Annotated in this window: 17 protein-coding genes; 7 read left to right on the plus strand and 10 right to left on the minus strand. The window is 70.9% G+C overall.

The window, feature by feature from the left end:
- Positions 1–397 precede the first annotated feature (397 nt).
- From TSH58p_RS30700 to cysE, 3 genes are read left to right on the plus strand one after another with little or no spacing between them, the layout of a single operon-like run.
- Positions 398–1,327, plus strand: a complete 930-nt coding sequence (locus TSH58p_RS30700; protein ID WP_014242416.1) for a family 2A encapsulin nanocompartment shell protein — start codon at positions 398–400, stop codon at positions 1,325–1,327.
- Positions 1,314–3,206 carry a family 2A encapsulin nanocompartment cargo protein cysteine desulfurase gene (locus TSH58p_RS30705; protein WP_247873809.1) on the plus strand — a complete coding sequence of 631 codons (1,893 nt, stop codon included), beginning with the start codon at positions 1,314–1,316 and terminating at the stop codon, positions 3,204–3,206. The genes TSH58p_RS30700 and TSH58p_RS30705 overlap by 14 nt, the downstream gene beginning before the upstream one ends.
- A 17-nt stretch (positions 3,207–3,223) precedes the next feature.
- Positions 3,224–4,096 carry a serine O-acetyltransferase gene (cysE, locus tag TSH58p_RS30710; RefSeq protein ID WP_109067943.1) on the plus strand — a complete coding sequence of 291 codons (873 nt, stop codon included), beginning with the start codon at positions 3,224–3,226 and terminating at the stop codon, positions 4,094–4,096.
- Positions 4,097–4,362: 266 nt separating this feature from the next.
- Here cysE and groL read toward each other — a convergent pair whose 3' ends face one another.
- The 3 genes from groL to TSH58p_RS30725 all read right to left on the minus strand — a co-directional run bounded on the left by groL (position 4,363) and on the right by TSH58p_RS30725 (position 7,660).
- Entirely contained in the window at positions 4,363–5,994 is a 1,632-nt protein-coding gene (groL, locus tag TSH58p_RS30715; protein WP_109067944.1) for a chaperonin GroEL, read from the minus strand.
- 68 nt (positions 5,995–6,062) lie between these two features.
- Complete coding sequence (locus tag TSH58p_RS30720) at positions 6,063–6,356, minus strand: co-chaperone GroES (RefSeq protein ID WP_109067945.1); 294 nt, start codon at positions 6,354–6,356, stop codon at positions 6,063–6,065.
- A gap of 137 nt (positions 6,357–6,493) precedes the next feature.
- A complete protein-coding gene (locus tag TSH58p_RS30725; protein WP_109067946.1) occupies positions 6,494–7,660 on the minus strand; it encodes an aminotransferase in 1,167 nt (388 codons plus the stop codon).
- Between the two features lie 122 nt (positions 7,661–7,782).
- Between TSH58p_RS30725 and TSH58p_RS30730 the strand changes: the two genes are divergently transcribed.
- From TSH58p_RS30730 to TSH58p_RS30745, 4 genes are read left to right on the plus strand one after another with little or no spacing between them, the layout of a single operon-like run.
- Entirely contained in the window at positions 7,783–9,039 is a 1,257-nt protein-coding gene (locus TSH58p_RS30730; RefSeq protein ID WP_109067947.1) for a PLP-dependent aspartate aminotransferase family protein, read from the plus strand.
- A gap of 52 nt (positions 9,040–9,091) precedes the next feature.
- Complete coding sequence (locus TSH58p_RS30735; protein WP_109067948.1) at positions 9,092–9,931, plus strand: MetQ/NlpA family lipoprotein; 840 nt, start codon at positions 9,092–9,094, stop codon at positions 9,929–9,931.
- 52 nt (positions 9,932–9,983) lie between these two features.
- On the plus strand, positions 9,984–11,090 hold the full coding sequence (locus TSH58p_RS30740) for a methionine ABC transporter ATP-binding protein (protein ID WP_109067949.1): 1,107 nt from the start codon (positions 9,984–9,986) through the stop codon (positions 11,088–11,090).
- Positions 11,071–11,727, plus strand: coding sequence for a methionine ABC transporter permease (locus TSH58p_RS30745; protein WP_109067950.1), 657 nt, complete (start codon positions 11,071–11,073; stop codon positions 11,725–11,727). The genes TSH58p_RS30740 and TSH58p_RS30745 overlap by 20 nt, the downstream gene beginning before the upstream one ends.
- A 25-nt stretch (positions 11,728–11,752) precedes the next feature.
- On the opposite strand, the gene TSH58p_RS30750 is transcribed toward TSH58p_RS30745, so the two are convergent.
- The 7 genes from TSH58p_RS30750 to TSH58p_RS30780 are packed head-to-tail and all read right to left on the minus strand — an operon-like array spanning position 11,753 to position 19,761.
- Positions 11,753–13,225, minus strand: a complete 1,473-nt coding sequence (locus TSH58p_RS30750) for an FAD/NAD(P)-binding protein (protein WP_109067951.1) — start codon at positions 13,223–13,225, stop codon at positions 11,753–11,755.
- Positions 13,222–14,889: an amidohydrolase gene (locus TSH58p_RS30755; RefSeq protein WP_199230009.1), complete on the minus strand. Its 1,668-nt coding sequence runs from the start codon at positions 14,887–14,889 to the stop codon at positions 13,222–13,224. The genes TSH58p_RS30750 and TSH58p_RS30755 overlap by 4 nt, the downstream gene beginning before the upstream one ends.
- Before the next feature lie 8 nt (positions 14,890–14,897).
- The gene (locus TSH58p_RS30760; RefSeq protein ID WP_199230010.1) at positions 14,898–15,791 is read right to left on the minus strand and encodes an ABC transporter permease; all 894 of its coding nucleotides are present in this window, start codon (positions 15,789–15,791) and stop codon (positions 14,898–14,900) included.
- Entirely contained in the window at positions 15,788–16,636 is an 849-nt protein-coding gene (locus TSH58p_RS30765; protein ID WP_247873810.1) for an ABC transporter ATP-binding protein, read from the minus strand. The genes TSH58p_RS30760 and TSH58p_RS30765 overlap by 4 nt, the downstream gene beginning before the upstream one ends.
- A 26-nt stretch (positions 16,637–16,662) precedes the next feature.
- Positions 16,663–17,709, minus strand: coding sequence for an ABC transporter substrate-binding protein (locus TSH58p_RS30770; protein WP_199230011.1), 1,047 nt, complete (start codon positions 17,707–17,709; stop codon positions 16,663–16,665).
- 34 nt (positions 17,710–17,743) lie between these two features.
- Positions 17,744–18,082 carry a ferredoxin family protein gene (locus TSH58p_RS30775; protein ID WP_109067953.1) on the minus strand — a complete coding sequence of 113 codons (339 nt, stop codon included), beginning with the start codon at positions 18,080–18,082 and terminating at the stop codon, positions 17,744–17,746.
- Positions 18,079–19,761: an FAD-binding protein gene (locus TSH58p_RS30780; RefSeq protein WP_109067954.1), complete on the minus strand. Its 1,683-nt coding sequence runs from the start codon at positions 19,759–19,761 to the stop codon at positions 18,079–18,081. The genes TSH58p_RS30775 and TSH58p_RS30780 overlap by 4 nt, the downstream gene beginning before the upstream one ends.
- Positions 19,762–19,890: the final 129 nt, after the last annotated feature.

Genomic DNA, 19,890 nt, shown 5'->3' on the forward strand with positions numbered 1-19,890 from the left:
GACTCACGGATATGAAGGAACGGTCCGCCACCGGAAACGGAGATGACCGCCTGCAATATCTATTGAAAAAATAGGAAATAACCATCCGGCCCACCGGATGATCGGCCGGAACTTCTTTGATCGGTTCTTCGCCCAATCCAGCGGAGGCTTGTCTGTTATAGCGGACCAATCGACGCCCGCGCCGTGGCCAATGCTTGAGGCTGTGGCGAAAGCCATGCATGGTCATATCCACCTTCGGCGGGCCGGCGCCATCCCATAGGCCGTATCGCCGAGCCGGGTGTCCGTTCCCGCCCATCGACCATTCATTCCCGCGTCCGCAAACCGCCGATTCCCCGGAGTCGGTGCATGGCGCCGGCTGCCGTTTTCCTCCCGCCGCCTTTCCAAAGGAGCCGATTTCATGTCCGAAGACACCGAGCTGCGCCGAACATTGAACGAGCAGGCGGCCCGCCAGCTTGCCAACGCCACGAAGACACGGGCGCAGTGGTCGGGCATAACGCCGCGCTGGCTGGTGTCCTTCCTGCCCTGGACCCCGGTGGAGGCCGGCATCTACCGCCTGAACCGGGTCGTCGATCCCCAGGGGCAGGTGCGGACCGAGGTGGAGTGCAGCCCGCGCAACGACGCCGACCTGCCGGAGACCTTCGTCCCCTATGACGAGAACCCGCGGGAATATTCGCTGAACGCGGTCACCACCGTTCTCGACGTGCAGACCCGCGTCTCCGACCTCTACAGCCATCCGATCGACCAGATCCAGGAGCAGCTCCGCCTGCTGATCGAGAAGGTGAAGGAGCGCCAGGAGAGCGAGCTGATCAACAACGCCGAATACGGCCTGCTGACCAACGCCGCCCCCGGCCAGCGCATCAAGACGCGCAAGGGCCAGCCCACCCCCGACGACCTGGACGAGCTGATCGCCAAGGTGTGGAAGGAGCCCGCCTTCTTCCTGGCCCACCCGCGCGCCATCGCCGCCTTCGGGCGCGAATGCACCCGCCGCGGCGTCCCGCCGCCCACGGTCACCCTGCACGGCTCGCCCTTCCTGACCTGGCGCGGCCTGCCGCTGATCCCCAGCGACAAGCTGCACGTCACGCCCGAAGGCCGCACCAGCATCCTCCTGCTGCGCACCGGCGAGGCGAAGCAGGGCGTGATCGGCCTGTTCCAGCCCGGTGTCCCCGGCGAGGTGGCGCCCAGCCTGTCGGTCCGCTTCATGGGGATCAACCGCAAGGCCATCGCCTCGTACCTGATCTCGCTCTACTGCTCGGCCGCGATCCTGACCGAGGATGCCATCGGCGTGCTGGAGGATGTCCATGTCGGCAACTACTATGACTACGCCTGACGCCGCCGCCCTGACCCTGCCGCCACCGGCGGCGGGGTTCGGCGGGCCGGAGTCCGGCTTGCCGGACACCGGACTGGATGCCGGGCCGGGCGCCGGGCCGGATGTCGGCCTGATCGCCCGCCTCGCGAACCAGTTCTTCCAAGCCCTTCCCTCCGGCCCGGCGCCCGCCGTGGCCCCGCCGTCCGGGCTGTCGGCGGCGCAGGCGCCGGGACCGCTGCCCGCGGTGCCGCAGCCGGGTCTGGCGGCCAACCCGTCCTTCTCCCCCGCCCCCTCGCTGCGGCCCACGGCGCCCGCCGTGCCGCCGGCAACCGGTGACGGCGGGCTGGGGTCGATCCTGCATTCGCTGGGCGGCGCCCTGTCGCTGGTCCCGCCGCTGCCGGGCGCGGCCACGGTTCCCTCAACGCCGGTAGCGGGGCCGGTCGCGGGGCCGGTCGCGGGCGCTCCGCCCCGGCCCTCCGGCGCGCCCTACTTCCTCGACGGCGGGCGCGACGCGGCGGCCGGTCACGGCGCCACATCCCCCGCCGCCGCCCTGCCCGCCGCCGCCCCTTCCGCCGTTCCCGCGGCCCCCGGTCTTCTGGTGGAGGTCGGCGCCCTGTCGGTGCAGCTGCGCGCGGAACAGGTGCCGGATCTGCCGCTGCCCGCCAGCCCGGCCTTCGACCCGCGCGCCGCGCGCCGCGACTTCCCGATCCTGAACCAGACGGTGCATGGCAAGCCGCTGATCTGGCTGGACAACGCGGCCACCACGCAGAAGCCGCAGGCGGTGATCGACCGGCTCGCCCGCTTCTACGCGGAAGAGAACTCCAACATCCACCGCGCCGCCCACGCGCTGGCCGCCCGCGCCACCGACGCCTATGAGGAGGCGCGCGAGAAGGCCCGCCGCTTCGTCGGGGCCGCCGACACGAGCGAGATCGTCTTCGTCCGCGGCGCGACCGAGGCGATCAACCTCGTCGCCAAGGCGTGGGGCCGCCAGCACATCCGCGAGGGCGACGAGATCGTCGTCACCTGGCTGGAGCATCACGCCAACATCGTGCCGTGGCAGCAGCTCTGCGCCGAGACCGGGGCGCGGCTGCGGGTGGTCCCGGTGGACGAGGACGGCCAGATCCGGCTGGACGAGTACGCCCGGCTGCTGAACACGCGCACCCGTCTGGTGTCGCTCACGCTGGTGTCCAACGCGCTCGGCACGGTGACCCCGGCGGCGGAGATGGTCGCGATGGCGCGCTCCGCCGGGGCGGTCACGCTGGTGGACGGCGCGCAGGCGGTGTCGCACATGCCGGTGAACGTGCAGGCGCTGGGCTGCGACTTCTTCGTGCTGTCCGGCCACAAGATGTTCGGCCCGACCGGCATCGGCCTGCTCTACGGCCGGCGGGAGGTGCTGGAGGGCATGCGGACCTGGCAGGGCGGCGGCAACATGATCGCCGACGTGACCTTCGAGAAGACCGTCTACCAGCCCGCCCCGATGCGGTTCGAGGCCGGGACCGGCAACATCGCCGACGCGGTGGGGCTGGGCGCGGCCATCGACTATCTCGACCGCATCGGCATGCCGGTCATCGCCGCCTACGAGCATTCCCTGCTGGAGTACGCCACCGCCGGCCTGTCGACGGTTCCCGGCCTGCGGCTGATCGGCACGGCGCGCGAGAAGGCCGGCGTCCTCTCCTTCGTTCTCGACGGCTGCCGGACGGAGGAGGTGGGCAGGGCGCTGGACCGGGAGGGCATCGCGGTGCGCTCCGGCCATCATTGCGCGCAGCCGATCCTGCGGCGCTTCGGGGTGGAGAGCACGGTGCGTCCGTCCCTGGCCTTCTACAACACCTGCGAGGACCTCGACGCGCTGACCGCCGCCCTGCACCGCATCCGCCACACGCTGGTCCGGCGCGGCCACTGACCGGAAGGAAACGCCCCATGGGCCGCATCGTCACCCCCGCCCGCTTCGCCCAGACCCCCGCCAACCTTGGTGGATTCGAGACGGACTCCGACCGGGAGCGGGCGGCCCTGTGGGCGCGTCTGCGCGCCGAGGCGGAGGCCGCGGCGGATGGCGATCCGCTGCTGCGCAGCTTCATCCACATCGCCGTGCTGTCGCACGACGGCTTCGCCTCCGCGCTCGGCGCGCATCTGGCGCGCAAGCTGGGCGACTGGTACATCCCGGCCGAGCGGCTGGCCGACATCACCGAGCAGGCCCATGCCGGCGATCCCGCCATCGTCGCGGCGGCGGTCGCCGACCTGACGGCCATCGTGACCCGCGATCCGGCCGCGGACGGCCTTCTGACGCCCTTCCTCTACTTCAAGGGTTTCCACGCGCTGCAATGGCACCGCGTCGCCCACTGGCTGTGGGCGCAGGGGCGCCGCGACCTCGCCCATTTCCTGCAAAGCCGGGTGTCGGAGGTGTTCGCGGTGGACATCCATCCCGCCGTCTCCATCGGGCGCGGCGTGCTGATCGACCATGGGACGGGGGTGGTGATCGGCGAGACCGCCGTGGTCGGCGACGACGTGTCGATCCTGCAGGGCGTCACGCTGGGCGGCACCGGCAAGGAGCACGGCGACCGCCATCCCAAGGTGCGCGACGGCGTGCTTCTGGCCGCCGGGGCCAAGGTGCTGGGCAACATCGAGGTGGGGCGCCACGCCAAGGTCGGCGCCGGCAGCGTCGTTCTGAAACCGGTGCCGCCCGGCGCGACGGTGGCCGGCGTTCCCGCCCGCGTCGTCGGCTGGTCGACCTCCGGTCAGGCCCCGGCGGTGGAGATGGACATGAGCCTGCCCGAACCCGAATACACGATCTGATACCAACGGCACCTGAAGGCGCCGTCGGCATCACCCTCTCAATCAACGCTAACGCGTTGATCTGACGGGTTTCACGGTTGAAAAATGATGGAAGTGATCATTTTCCAACCGTATGACGGGGCGCACCGGAAAAAGACCGCCGCCCGCCGTCGGGGCGTGGACCCGCGGGCGGGCGGCGGTTTCAGGCACGGGAGGACGGGCTCCGGCGGGGCGGGGCGCCGCAAGGACATCGGTCGCCACGCCCGCCGGTCCCCTGACGGTTCCGATCAGAAATCGTAACCGCCGCCGGCCCCGGCGGGTGCCGCCGGAGACTTCGGTTCCGGACGCTCGACGATCAGCGCCTCGGTGGTGATCAGCAGGCCGGCGACCGATGCCGCGTCCTGCAAGGCGATGCGCACGACCTTGGCCGGGTCGATGATGCCGGCCTTCAGAAGGTCGGTGAAGGTGCCGGTCTGCGCGTCGTAGCCGAAGGCGGTGTCGTTGCCCTCCAGCAGCTTGCCGACGATGACCGACCCGTCGGCGCCGGCGTTCTCGGCGATCTGGCGCACCGGGGCCTGCAAGGCGCGGCGGACGATGTCGATGCCGACACGCTCGTCGTCGTTGACCGGCACCACCGCGTCGATGGCCCGGCCGGCGTAGAGCAGGGTCACGCCGCCGCCGGGAACGATGCCCTCGGCGATGGCGGCGCGGGTGGCGTGGACGGCGTCGTCGACGCGGTCCTTGCGCTCCTTCACCTCGACCTCGGTCGAGCCGCCGACACGGATCACCGCGACGCCGCCCGACAGCTTGGCGAGACGCTCCTGCAGCTTCTCGCGGTCGTAGTCGGAGGTGGTCTCGTCGATCTGGGCGCGGATCTGCGCGATGCGGGCGTCGATCGCCTCGCGGCCGCCGGCGCCGTCGATCACCGTCGTCTCGTCCTTGGCGATCACCACCCGCTTGGCGGTGCCGAGATCGGCCAGCGAGACGTTCTCCAGCTTGACGCCAATATCCTCGCTGATCACCTGACCGTTGGTGAGGATGGCGATGTCCTCCAGGATCGCCTTGCGGCGGTCGCCGAAGCCCGGCGCCTTGACCGCCGCGATCTTCAGGCCGCCCCGCAGCTTGTTGACCACCAGGGTCGCCAGCGCCTCGCCCTCGACGTCCTCGGCGATGATCAGCAGCGGGCGGGAGGACTGCACGACGGCCTCCAGAACCGGCAGCAGCGGCTGCAGGCTGGACAGCTTCTTGTCGTGGATCAGGATGAAGGGGTTGTCGAGATCGGCCACCAGCTTTTCGGCGTTGGTGACGAAGTAGGGCGAGAGATAGCCGCGGTCGAACTGCAGCCCTTCGACCACGTTCAGCTCGGTTTCGAGGCTCTTGGCCTCCTCCACGGTGATGACGCCGTCGTTGCCGACCTTGGCCACCGCCTCGGCGATGATCGCGCCGATGGCGCTCTCGCCGTTGGCGGAGATGGTGCCGACCTGCGCCACCTCGTCGTTGGTGGAGATGGTCTTGGCCCGCGCCCGGATGTCGGCGATCACCGCGGCGACCGCGCGGTCGATGCCGCGCTTGAGGTCCAGCGGGTTCAGCCCGGCGGCGACGGCCTTGGCGCCCTCGCGGACGATGGCCTGGGCAAGCACGGTGGCGGTGGTGGTGCCGTCGCCGGCCAGATCGGCGGTCTTCGACGCGACCTCGCGCACCAGCTGGGCGCCGAGATTCTCGAACCGGTCGGCCAGCTCGATCTCCTTGGCGACCGAGACGCCGTCCTTGGTGATGCGGGGGGCGCCGAAGGATTTCTCGATCACGACGTTGCGGCCCTTGGGGCCCAGCGTGACCTTCACGGCGTTGGCGAGGGTGTCGACGCCGCGCAGGATGCGGTCGCGGGCCTCGGCGGAAAACTTGACGTCCTTGGCGGCCATGGTGATGTCCCTATTGTCGAAGTCTTTTTTCGGGTGGGTTCGCGCGGAGGCGGTCGGACGGCCCGCCGTCAGGCGGGCTCGACCACGCCGACGATGTCGGCTTCCTTGATGACCAGCAGATCCTCGCCCTGCACCTTGATCTCGGTGCCCGACCATTTGCCGAAGACCACGCGGTCGCCGACCTTCACGTCGAGCGGGTGGACGCGGCCCTGGTCGTCGCGCACGCCGGGACCGACGGCGATCACCTCGGCCTCCTGCGGCTTCTCCTTGGCGGTGTCGGGGATGATGATCCCGCCCTTCGACTTCTCCTCCTGCGCCACACGGCGGACGACGACGCGGTCGTGCAACGGACGGAACGGCATGTCTGATGTCTCCTCATTCGGATCGTTCGCGGTGATCCGCAATCACCCTATGGGCAGAGCATAATCATCCTTTATTCCTACTGTAAAGATAGTGTTTAAGTTTTTTATATAACTCGCTTAATTTGTTTAATTGGCTGTCAGGTTCCTCCGCCGCGGTTCCGCCAGTCGGCGAGCCGCTCCAGCGCGTCATGCAGCAGCGGCAGCCGCTTGGCGAAGCACAGGCGGATCAGCGAGGTCATGTCGCGCTCCGCGTAGAAGCTGCTGACCGGCACCGCGGCGACACCGGATTCGGCAACCAGACGGCGGCAGAAGGCGAAATCATCGCCATCGCGGTCGAGTCCGCCGATCTCCACACACAGGAAATAGGTGGCGCCGCAATCGAGCACGCTGAAGCCGAGTTCACGCAGCCCGTCGGCGAGTTGGTCGCGATTGTGCTGCAAGGTCGCCTGCAGGCCGTGGAAATAGGAGTCCTCCAGCCCAAGCCCGAAAGCGACCGCGGCCTGGAGATGGGGCGGCGTGGCGAAGGTCAGATACTGGTGGGCGTGGGCGACCGGCTCCAGCAGAGCCGCGGGCGCGGTGACGTAGCCGACCTTCCAGCCGGTGACCGAGAAGGTCTTGCCCGCCGAACCGATGCGCAGGCAGCGGCCCTGGGCTTCGGGCAGCGTGTAGAGCGGGACATGGGCGCGTCCGTCGAACGTCAGATGCTCGTAGACCTCGTCGCAGATCGCGATCAGGTCGTGCCGCTCCAGAAGCCCGGCCAGGAAACCCAGCTCGTCCAGGCTGAAGATCTTGCCGTTCGGGTTCATCGGCGTGTTCAGCAGGATCGCCCGCGTCCGCGGCGTGATGGCGTCGAGGATGCGCTGGCGCGGCAGCTCCCAATGCGGCGGCTCCAGCCGGATCGGCACCGGAACCGCACCGGCGCGGCGCAGCAGGACGCCGTAGCAATCATAGGCCGGCTGGAAGACCAGCACCTCGTCGCCCGGCTCCAGCAGACCGAAGAAGCAGTCGGCCAGCGCTTCGGTCGCGCCGGAGGTGACCAGCACCTCGGTGGCCCAATCGGCGTCGATGTTCCAGAAGCGGCGGTTCGCCTCGGCCACCGCTTGGCGCAGGGCCGGCAGGCCCAGGGTCGGCGGATACTGGTGGGGACCGTCGCGCAGAGCCCGCCCCGCCGCCTCGATCACCTCCGTCGCCTCGATCCCTTCGGGGAATCCCTGCCCGAGATTGATCGCGCCATGCTCGGCAGCCAGCCGCGACATCGTCTCGAACACCGACGTGCGCGTGCCGCGGAACACCGAATTCACCATTTCTCATCGCCTTTTCCAGAGAAAAAATGCCGATTTCACAGTTGCTCTTATTTTCCTATCGTGCAAGTCTGTTTATAGAGGAATTTAACAAACGAAACTGCACAGGCTTCGGATATCCATCCATGAGCGATCATCCGTCGAACCGCGGCCGGTGGAGCGGTCTGTCCACCCGCGCCATCCATCTCGGCTATGAGCCGGCGAGCGCGCAGGGCGCGCTGACCCCGCCGGTCTTCATGACCTCGACCTACGCCTTCGAAACGGTTGAGGACGGTGCCGCGCTGTTCCGTGGCGAGAAGGACGGCTACATCTACGGCCGCACCAAGAACCCGACCCAGGCGGTGCTGGAGGCCCGAATCGCCGACCTGGAGGGGGCGGAGGCAGGTCTGGCCGTCGCGTCGGGGATGGCGGCGATCTCCGCCACGCTGTGGACGCTGCTGTCGGCCGGCGATCGCGTGGTGATCGACCACACCCTCTACGGCAACAGCTACGCCCTGTTCACCCGCGGGCTGACCCGCTTCGGCATCCGGGTGGAGGTCGCCGACTTCACCGACCCCGACGATCTCGCCCGCGCCCTGGCCCTGCGCCCGGCGCTGGTCTATTTCGAGACGCCGGCCAACCCGAACCTGCGGGTCATCGACATCGCTGCAGTCAGCGCGCAGGCCCATGCGGCCGGCGCCCTGGTGATGGTCGACAACACCTTCGCCACCCCGGTCCTGCAACGGCCGATCGAGCATGGCGCCGATCTGGTGGTCCATTCGGCGACCAAGTTCCTCGGCGGTCACGGCGACCTGATCGCCGGCGTGGTGGTAGGACCGAAGGCGATCATCGACCGCATCCGCGGCAACGGCTTGCGCTACCTGACCGGTGCCACCGTCGCGCCGCTGACCGCCTTCTTGCTGCTGCGCGGCCTGAAGACGCTCGAACTGCGCGTGGAGCGGCACAGCGCGTCGGCCGCCGCCGTGGCCGCCCTGCTCGCCGCCCATCCCGCGGTGCGCCGTGTCGATTACCCCGGCCTGCCCGGCTCCCCCGGCCACGCCGTCGCCCGCCGCCAGATGAGCGGTTTCGGCGGGCTGGTCTCGTGCGAACTCGACGGCGGGCTGGAGGCCGGCATCCGCTTCATGAACCGGCTGGTCCTGGCCACCCGCGCGGTCAGCCTGGGCGACGCGGAGACCCTGGTGCAGCATCCGGCCAGCATGACCCACGCCACCTACAGCGCGGAGGAGCGCGCCCGCCACGGCATCGGCGACGGGCTGATCCGCCTGTCCATCGGGTTGGAGAACCTGCCGGACATCCGCGAGGACATCCTCCAGGCGCTCGACGCCGTGACCCAGACGCGCCGCCCCCGAACGCCCCCTTCCGATGAGCCGACCGGCGCCTGACCGCGTCCGAGACAACCATCCGACCAACGAAGAATCCGGAGCAAGCTGCACCATGATGGGTCGTCTTTTCGGGCGCGTCGCGCGCGCCCTGTCCAACGGTGCCGTGCTGGGCATCGCGCTGGGCACCGTTCTCTCCGCCGGCACGGGCTGGGCCGCGGATCCCGTCCATCTGAAGGTCGGCATCCGCGGCGGCATCAGCGAGCCGATCTGGGAGATCGTCACCAAGGTCGCCAGGACGCGCGGGCTGGAGATCGAGCCGGTGGTGATGGCCGGCACCCTCAGCCCCAACGAGGCGCTGAACACCGGCGACCTGCAGGCCAACGCCTTCCAGCACATCCCCTTCCTGCGCGACCAGATCGCCCAGCGGGGCTACAAGCTGGCCGTCGTCGGCAACACCTACCTGTCGCCCATCGCCTTCTATTCCAAGAAATACAAGTCGTTGAAGGATCTGCCCAACGGCGCGAAGGTCGGCGTCCCCGACGATCCCAGCAACGAAAGCCGCGCCCTGATCGTGCTGCGCGACGAAGGGCTGCTGCGCCTGCGCGACGGCTTCGACGCCTTCAACCAGACCGCCACCCTGGCCGACCTCGCCGAGAACCCGCGCAAGCTGGAGATCGTCGAGGTGAAATCGGTGGTGCTCGCGCGCTCCTACCAGGACCTGGACGCCGCGGCGATCATCTCCAGCTTCGGCTCGCAGGTCGGGTTGAACGCCGCGCGCGACGGCATCGCCCAGGAGAAGCGCGACAACAACCCCAACGTCAACGTCATCGTGGTGCGCGAGCAGGACAAGGATGTGCCCTGGGTCAAGCCGCTGGTCGAGTCCTTCCAGTCCCCCGAGGTCCGCGCCCACATCGAGAAAGAGCTGGCGGGCATCCTGATCCCCGCTTTCTGAGGGGCGGTCATCGCATGACCCGCTCCCTCCGACAGGAAAGGTAACAACCGCGATGCTGTGGAAACGCGCCGCCGCGCGCAGGGTGGCCGCCGATCCGGTCCCGACCGCCGCAAGCGACCCGTCCTCGCCCCACATCCTGTTCGACGGCGTGCGCAAGACCTATCCCGGCGGGGTGGAGGCGCTGCACGCGGTGTCCTTCGCCATCCCGCGCGGCGGCGTCTTCGGCATCATCGGCCGCTCCGGCGCCGGCAAGTCGACCCTGCTGCGGGCGATCAACATGCTGGAACGGCCGAGCGGGGGGCGGGTGCTGGTCGACGGCATCGACGTCGGCGGGCTGGACGAGGAGGATCTCGTCCGCCTGCGCCGCCGCATCGGCATGATCTTCCAGCATTTCAATCTGCTGTCGGCCAAGACGGTGCGGGAGAATGTCGGCCTGCCGCTGAAGGTTGCCGGCATCGGTGCGGCCGAGGTCCGCGCGCGGGTGGACGAGCTGCTGGATCTGGTCGGGCTGGCCGACAAGGCCGACGTCCATCCGTCCAAGCTGTCGGGCGGGCAGAAGCAGCGTGTCGGCATCGCCCGGGCGCTGGTCCACCGGCCGGAAATCCTGCTGTGCGACGAGGCGACCTCGGCGCTCGATCCCGAGACCACCCACGCCATCCTCGCCCTGCTGCGCGACATCAACGCCAAGCTGGGGCTGACCATCGTGCTGATCACCCACGACATGGCGGTGATCCGGGCGATCTGCGACGAGGTGCTGGTGCTGGACCGCGGTCACCGGGTCGAGCATGGACCGGTCTGGTCGGTGTTCGGCACGCCGCAGGGGGACGCCACCCGCGCCCTGCTGCGCCCGCTGCGGCAGGGGCTGCCCGACGACATCGCCCGCCGGCTGCAGCCGGACCCGCCGAAGCATGGCGGCGGGCAGGCGGTGCTGTCGCTGCGCTTCACCGGCGAGAGCCACCCGGAGGGCATCGCGCTGGCCAGTCTGCTGGCGCTCGCCCCCGACGCCAAGCTGCTGCACGGCGGCATCGACCGCATCCAGGGCCATGCCCAGGGCGATCTTCTGATCGCCGTTCCGGTGGCGACGATGCGCTCGGCCGCCGGTTCCCGCTTCTCCCCCGATTCCTGGAAGGTTCTCGGCTATGTCGCCGACGATGTTTGACCGCTATCTGCGCGCTTTCGGCGAGACCCTGACGATGGTCGGCGTGTCCGTCACCATCGCCATCGCCAGCGGCCTGACCCTGGCCCTGCTTCTGGTCGCCACCGCCCCCGGCGGCCTCTACCCGCGGCCGCGCTTCAACAAGGGCCTGTCGGTGGTGGTCAACGTCTTCCGGGCGATTCCCTTCATCATCCTGCTGGTGGCGTTGCTGCCCTTCACCCGGCTGCTCGTCGGCACGACGCTCGGCATCTGGGCGGCGATCGTGCCGCTCAGCATCCACCTGATCGCCTTCTACACCCGCGTCGCCCAGGTCAGCCTGAACGAGGTCGACCACGGGCTGATCGAGGCGGCCCACGCCATGGGCTTCCGCCGCTGGCACATCGTCCGCCACGTGATCCTGCCCGAGGCGCTGCCCGGCCTGATCGGCGGCATGACGGTCTGCGTGATCGCCATGATCAACGCCTCGGCCATGGCCGGCGCGGTCGGCGCCGGGGGCTTGGGCGACCTCGCCATCCGTTACGGTTACGAACGCTACGAGACCCAGGTGCTGTTCGAGATCATCGTGATCCTGATCGTGCTGGTGACGTCGGTGCAGTTCGGCGGCGAGTGGCTGTCGCGGCGGGTCGACCATCGCCGTTGAGGACGGCGGCAGCTTTGACCACCGCTCAGAAGCTCCTGGCGGCCTCCTGCTCCCGCCACCGCTTGCCGGTCAGAGCCTCGGCGACGGCCAGCGCGTGAGGGGCGATTTCCGACGCGCCGACCACCTCGCCCAGGCTGCCGCGGGTCGGCGGCCCGACGACGAACAGGCCGGGAACCGGCCGCCCGGCGGTGTCGAGCGCCCGGCCGCGGTCATCGACCTCGACACCCAGACCGAGCCGGTCCGGCCGGATCAGCCCCTGGGCGGCCAAGCCGGCCAGCAGCGCGTTGCGGCCGAAGGCAGCGCCGTGCCCGGCGCCGGTGCAGTTCACCAGGGCATCGTAGCTCCGCCCGACCAGGCCATCCCCGCCACGCGGCCGGTGGACGACCCACAGTCCGTCACCGGACCCGCTCTCCCCGGCGCTCGCCGCGACCAGCCGGCCGGCCAGCACGGTGAGGCGCCCGTCCGCCTGCGCGTCCTCCACCAGACGGGCGACCTGCGGGGCCGCCTGGAAGCGGTGGACGTCCCACCAGACCCGAAGATGGCGCTGGAACCGCCGCCGCTCGTCGAGGGGCAGGGCGGACCACAGGACTCCGTTCTGGAGACGCACGCTTTCCAGCACGTCGGTCCAGGGCCGGCCCACCCGCCGGGCGGCGGCGACCGCGGCGCGCACGCGGCGCAGCAGGTCGCGGACACGGGTGGACGGTTTGGCGGTGAAATCGGTCCAGGACGTGGCCTGGGGCGGGCGCGGGCGCGGCACCAGCCCGTGGCGCGACACCGCGGTCAGCGGTCCGCGTTGGCCGCGGCCGACCAGCGTCGCCACGACGTCGCCCATGGTCAGGCCGGTGCCGACGATGAGCACCCGGTCGTCCCGCGCGACGCCGTCGAGGGCGCCCGGCGCCCAGGGATCGGCGACGACCCGCGGGTGCCCGCCCAGCGCCGCCAGCACGCCCGGCAGTTCGGGGGGCGGGTTTCCGGTGCACAGGACGAGCGCGTCGGCCTCCGTCGCCGTGCCACCGGCCAGCTCCACGACGAAGCCCGTTCCATCGGCCGTCCCGCGGCGATGGGCGGCGACCGCCCGGTCGCGGCGGTGGGTCACCCGCACCGGCCCGGGCGCCGCGAAGAGCGACCGCAGCCGTTCGTCGAGGTAGCGCCCGAATTCCGACCGCGCGGGGTAGTGAAGCCCCTCCGACCAGCCCGCCGGATCGGCCTCCAGCACGCCGCGCTCCAGGCACCAGCGATGGAAATCCTCCTCCGCACCCTCCTCCCCGGTCCGGCCGGTCGCCGCCGTCATGCGGATGGAGGGGACGTTCACCCGATGGCGCGGATCGCCGCCGGGGGCGTAGGTCAAGCCGGCGCCGAGCGACGGCCGCGGGTCCACGAGCTCTACCCGGGCGCAAAAGCCGTCCGCGGCACCGGCGCGCACCAGCCCGGCCGCCACGCCGCTGCCCGAGACACCGGCGCCGACGATGACGATCCGCAAGGGGGCCGGCCCGCTCATACCCCCTCGCGATGGACGATCCGCCCGCCGGCCACGGTCAGGCGGCAACGCAGGTCGCGCAGCCGGTCCGGGTCGATGGCGGTGGGATCCTCCGACAGCACGGCGAGGTCGGCGGCGAAGCCGGGACGCAGCGGCCCCTTCCACCCCTCGTCGAAGGTCAGGGCGGCGCCGGCCACGGTGAACAGGCGCAGGGCCGTTTCGGCGTCCAGCCGCTGGTCGGGGCCGATCACCCGGCCGCTGGTCCGTTCGCGCCGGTTGCAGACCGTCCACAGGGTGAAGAAGGGGTCGTACGGGATGTTGTCGGTGGCGATGGCGGTCGGGATGCCCAGCCGCAGCAGGTGGGCGTGCGGCACCACCAGATCGCCGCCGTCCGGCTCGTCGAGATAGGCGGCTCCGCCCTTCCACAGGAAATAGGTCGGGATCGTCGTCACCAGCACGTCGAGCCGCTTCAGCGCCTCCAGATCGGCCAGCCGGGCGCGGCCGATGTGTTCAATCACCCAGCGCCGCCCGGACAGCCTGTGGCGCTCGTTCACCGCTTCGAGCACCGGCACCACCTCGTGCAGCTTGTCGCTGACGATGGTGTGCAGGCGCAGATCGTGCTCGGCCGCCAGGAAGCAGGCCTCGCGGAAGTCGGCGGGCGTCAGCGCCTGCTCGACGAAGCCCGACCAGCCGGTGTCGGGCAGGTTGGCGCGGGCGCAGCAGGCCACCGCCGGATCGCCGCCATAGGCGATGTGGACGCCCGACAGCTTGAGCCAGGGGTCGCCCAGCCCAGCGCCGCGCGCGTGGGCCAGCCAGTCGCGCATGGCGCGGCGCGCCTCGGCGATGTCGGCCCAGCTCGGGCTGACCACCAGCCCGACCCGCACCGTCAGCTCCCCCAGCTCCCACAGGCGGCGGTAGACCGAGATGGTCTCCGGCGCCGAGCCGTGCCCCTCATAGACGCTGGTGGTGCCCTGGGCGTTGTAGAGCCGCTGGGACAGCCGCACCCCCTCCAGCCGTTCGGCGAAGCCGAACCGCGGCACCGCCGGCAGCAGGTCGAACTCGACGGTCGGGCGGCTGTTGCGCTCGACGATGACGCCGGTCGGCTCGCCGTCGGCGTCCTTCAGGATCTCGACGCCGGAGCAGGTCGGCGCGGTCGCCGCCGTGATGCCGTTCAACGCCAGCGCCCGGCTGTTCAGGACGCTGTGCCCCGGCGGCTTGCCCCAGTTGCCGAACAGGCCGGGGATGTAGACGGGATGATCCGGCGCGGCGCGGTCCAGCTCGTGCCGGTCCGGCGGCCGCCCTTCGGCCAGGGTGGCGGCGCCGTCGAAGAAATAGGGCGGCGTGCCGATCGGCATGGTGACGATCCACTGGCCGGGCGGCGTCTGTGCCGCCGCCGCCCGCACCCGCTCCAGGATGTCGCCGACGCTGCGCGCGCCGGCCAGCGAGGGGCGCAGGCGCTTCAGCCCCTCGCGCTCCATATGGGCGTGGGCGTCGTTGAAGCCGGGGATCAGCGTCGCCCCGCCGAGGTCGATCACCTCGGTGGCGGCGGTGGCGAGGCCGGCCACCTCCTCCCCGCCGACGGCGAGGATGCGGTCGCCGGCCAGCGCCACCGCGTCGGCGCGCGGCCTTGCCAGATCGAAGGTGATGGCCCGCGCGTTGCGCAGGATCAGGGTCGGTTCGCTCATCGTCGGCCTCAGGAGGCGGTGGTGTACCAGGGGAACAGGCGGCGGATCAGCGCCACGAACAGGCGGTCGGCGATGAAGCCGAAGGTGCCGAGCAGCACCAGCCCGATCAGCATGATGTCGACCCGGAACATCTGGTGCCCGGTGGACATCATGTAGGCGATGCCCTCCCGCGCGCCCGACAGTTCGGCGGCGACCAGCAGGATCAGCGAGACGGCGATGCCCTGCCGCAAGCCCGCCAGGATCATCGGCAGCGCCGCCGGCAGAACCACCAGCAGCAGCGTCGCCAGCCGTCCCGCCCCCAGACAGGCGGCGGAGCGCAGATAGGCCGCCGGCACGTCGCGCACGCCGATGAAGGTGGTGATCCAGATCGGGAAGAAGCTGCCCCAGGCGACCAGCGCCACCTTCGACCCTTCCCCGATGCCGAACCACAGCACCGACAGCGGCACCAGCGCGATGGAGGGGACGGAGCGGAAGCCGTGCAGGATCGGCTCGCTGACATGGTGCAGCAGGCCGATGCGCGCGGTCAGCAGCCCGGCGGTCACGCCGGTCGCCGTCGCAATGGCGAAGCCGAGCGCCGCCCGGCGCAGGCTGACCAGGATGTTGGCCGGAATCTCGCCGGACAGCAGCATCGGGACAAACGTGTCGAACACCACCGACGGCGGCGGCAGCAGCACCGGGTTGACCCAGGTGCCGAGCCGCGGCACCGCCTCCCAGACCGCCAGGAACAGCAGGATGCCCGTCACGTTCAGCAGGGCGCGCAGCCACGCCGCCCGCCGCCGGCCGCGGCGGTGGTCGCGGCGGAACGCCTCGGCGAAGGCGGCGGCGTCGGACGGCGCGTCCGCCGCCGGGCGCCGGGGGGTGGCGTGGCGAGTGCCGGTCATGCCTTCCGTCGTCGCGGTCACGCGGCCCTCCGTTCGCCATCGGTCCCGCCATCGGGCCTGCCATCGGTCCCACCATCGACCCCGCCGGCCGTCCGGCTGCCGCGGGCCAGCGCCGCGGCGATGCGGGCGTATTCCCGGCCGAAGTCCGCCGACCCGCGGTCGCGCGGGTAGGGCAGATCGACCGTCAGATCCTCGCGGATGACGCCCGGCCCGGCCCCCATCACCACCACCCGCTGGGCGAGGAAGACCGCCTCGTCGATGTTGTGGGTGACGAACAGGACCGACACTCCCGTCTCCCGCCACAGCCGCAGCAGGTCCTCCTGCAGCGTGGTGCGGGTCATGGCGTCGACGGCGGCGAAGGGTTCGTCCATCAGCACCACCTCCGGCTCGACCACCAGGGCGCGGGCGACGGCGACGCGCTGGCGCATGCCGCCCGACAGCTCGTGCGGGTAGCGGTCGGCGGCGTGGCGCAGTCCGACCCGGTCCAGCGCCTCCAGCGCCCGGCGGCGCCGGATGGGGGCGGAGACGCGCTGCATGCGCAGGCCGAACTCGACGTTCTGCCGCGCGGTCATCCAGGCGAACAGGGCGTATTCCTGGAACACCACGCCGCGCTCCGGCCCCGGCCCGGCCAGCGGCCGGCCGCGGAAGCGCACGTCCCCCGAGGTCGGCGTCAGGAAGCCGGCGAGCAGGTGGATCAGCGTGGACTTGCCGCAGCCGGAGGGGCCGATCAGGCAGACGAACTCCCCGGCCTCCACCGTCAGCGACACGTCGCGCAGCGCCCAGACCGGCGACCCGTCGCGGGCCGCGTAGATCTGCGACACGCGATCGAAATCGATCAGCGGCCCGCTCATGTCCCCCGTCCTCATGTCCCCCCTCCTCATGTCCCCCCTCCTCATGTCAGGGTGACCCGGTCGGGCGCCACCGACTTCAGCGGCGAGTCGACGATCAGGCCGCGGAACAGGGCGCGCAGGTCGCCGGCCGGACGCCTGGCGAGGCCGGCGGCGATGGCCCATTCCGCCTCCGCCACCAGATCGTCGAGGAAGCGGTCGTCGAAGGCGATCTTGAAGGTGAATTCGGACGTCGCCTCCAGGATCTCCTTCGGCGGGGTGTGGATGCGCCGCGCGATCAGGTCGGCCCAGCCGCCGTCGGCGTGAATCCGCCGCTCCGCCGCCTGCAGCGCCTTGATGGCGCCGGCGACCAGCTCCGGCTTCTCCTTCACCACCTTTTCGGTGGTCAGCAGAAGCTGATGGCTCTGGAAGAATTTCTCCAGCCCGTCCTGGGTCATCACCGCGGTCTTGCCGCCCGACTGGCGCTCCGCCACCACGGCCGACTGGCTGCTCCAGGCGAAGCCGTCGATGTCGCCGCGCACCAGGGCGGAGGTCATGTTGTTCGGGGTGAGGTCGACGACCTCGACGTCGCTTTGCGCCAGCCCGGCGAACTCCAGATACTTCGCCAGCATGTACTGGCCTGACGTGCCGACGCGGGTGGCGATGCGGCGGCCCTTCAGGCTGGCCGGCCTGGCCGGATCGATGCCGGCGTCCTTGCGCACGACGATCTTCATGTCGCGCGAATAGCGGCTGTAATTCACCAGGATCAGCGGGCGCAGCCCCTGCAGCACCGCGAACACCACCGGCGTGTCGGTCGAGGCGGAGAAATCGGCGGAGCCGGCGAGCAGCGCCTGCATCGAATCGCGCCCGCTCTCGAACTCCATGGTGTTCAGCGCGAAGCCGGCCTCGGCCCAGGTGCCGGCGGCCTCGGCGACGAAGGGCACCGCCCAGGTGTAGCCGGTGCTGCCATAGGCGAGCGTCGCCTTGGCCGCCGCGGCGCGCGCGGGGCCGGCCCACAGCGGCGCGGCGGCGAATGCGGTGGCGGAGACGGCAGCACCCGCCAGCAGGCGGCGGCGAGTCATGCGCATACCGGAGGGATCGAACACGGTCATGATCTGAGGACTCCTGTCGGATGCGGCCGGGCGCTCAATGGGGCGCCAGCAGCCGGAAGGTCTGGTCGGCGGAACGGTTGTCGCGATGGCCCGTGCTCCAGCCGATGGCGCGGCGGTAGCTGCCGAACAGGCCGGCGGCGGCCACCGCCTCTTCGGCGATCCCGGTCACCGTCTCTGCGTCGGGGGCGACGTAGAGGGCGTCGTCGGGGCAATGGGCTTCGCACAGGAAGCAGGTCTGGCAGTCGGACTGCCGGGCGATGGCGGGGGCGGCCCCCTTGGCTTGCCCGCTCGCCGCCTGGAACACGTCCATCGGGCAGATGGAGACGCAGATGTTGCAGCCGGTGCAGCGGGTCGGGCTGATCAGCTCGATCATGCCGCCAACTCCCGCTTCGCCCCGGACGGATCTGGATGGAGCGGCGCCGGACGGGCGGAGACATGGACCTCGTCCAGCCCCCCGACCGTCAGCAGATGGCGCTGCGCCGGATCGAGGGCGGCGTGGTCGAGGCGGCGGTGCATGCCGCGCGATTCCGTGCGCGCCAACGCCGAGCGGTACATCCAGCGGGCGGTCGCCAGCATCGCCGCAGCCTCCCGCACACGCAGGGAGCCGTCGGCCGGGGAGGGCGCGGCTCCGGCGGCGTCGCTCCACAGCCGGTCCAGCCGGTCGAGCGCGCCGGTCAGCCCCTCCTCCGTGCGGAAATAGTTGATGTGGTAGGGGAAGACCTCGGCCTGCACGGCGCGGGTCAGCGCCGCGGCGTCGATCGCCCTGCCCCGCCCCTCGCGCAACCCGGCACCGCCGGCCCGCCGCAGGTTGCGGGCCCCGTTCCCCAGGGCGCGGGCGTGGTCGGCGGCCCCCTGCCCGGCCCAATGGCCGCTCGACATCGCCCAGGCGGCGTTGTGGCTGCCGCCGCCGGTGAAGCCGCCGCAGATCGGTTCGCGCGTCGCGGCGTCCCCCGCGGCGAACAGGCCGGGCACGGCGGTGGCGCAGCGCTCGTTCACCAGCCGCAGGCCGCCGGTGCCGCGCACGGTGCCCTCCAGCCGCAGCGTCACCGGGAAGCGCTGGGTGAAGGGGTCGATGCCGACACGGTCGAAGGGCAGGAAGAAGTTCGGCTGGGCCTGGCGCATCGCCGCCCACAGTTCCGGCTCGGCCCGGTCGAGGCGGGCGTAGACCGGCTCGGTCGCCAGGACCCGCGCGATGACCGAACGGCCCCCCTTGGAGGCGGCGCCCGGAATGACCTCGCCGTCCGCCCGCGTGAAGCTGGCCCACTGATAAAGCAATGTCTTGGTCACCGACCCGAAGGCCGGGGCGATGGCGTAGGCGTTGGAGAATTCCATGCCCGACAGGTCGGCCCCGGCCTCCGCCGCCATCAGCAGCCCGTCGCCGGTCAGCACGTTGCAGCCGAGCGCCTTGCTGAGGAAGGCGCAGCCGCCGGTGGCGATGACCACCGCCTTCGCTCGGACGGTCCAGCCGCCTCCCTTCTGCCGCCGCACACCGGCCGCGCCGGCCACGGCGCCGCCGTCATCGACCAGCAGCTCCAGCGCCGGGCAATGGTCGAGGATGGTCACGCCGGCCTGCTTCACCCGGCGGCGCATCAGCCGCATGTATTCCGGCCCCTGCACCGACACGCGGCGGTCCCGCCCGTCGGCGTCGCGCGGAAAGGGATAGCCCCAGTCGGCGAGCTGGCCGACCGCCGCGTGGGTGCGGTCGAGCACGCGGTCCATCCAGCCGTGATCGGCCAGATGGCCGCCGAGCCCCTCGCGCGCCGCCTTGGCCGCCGCCCGCTTGGCCGGGTCGGGGTCGACGTACCACAGCGTGGTTCCCGACGCCGCGGTGGCGCCGGACGTGCCGCAGAAGCCCTTGTCGGCCAGGACGGTGCGGGCGCCGGCGGTCGCGGCGGCGATGGCCGCCCAGGTGCCGGCGGGACCGCCGCCCAGAACGAGGACGTCAGCCTCAAGGTGGGCCTCAAGGTGGGCCTCAAGGTGGGCCTCAAGGTGGGCGTCGAGTTCGAGGGAAGACGCGGATGGATTGGCGGGAGCGCCGGGCGCGTTGGCCATCGGGAACCTCCGGGGCTGATCGGTCATGCGGACTGAGAGTCTGCGGCGGGTCCGGAACGGGTATTTTACTGTTGTTATTTGCTGTATGCGTTAATAAGTATACTTACATAGTAGTGATAAAATGCATAC

The sequence above is a fragment of the Azospirillum sp. TSH58 genome, from assembly GCF_003119115.1.
Taxonomy (GTDB): Bacteria; Pseudomonadota; Alphaproteobacteria; order Azospirillales; family Azospirillaceae; genus Azospirillum.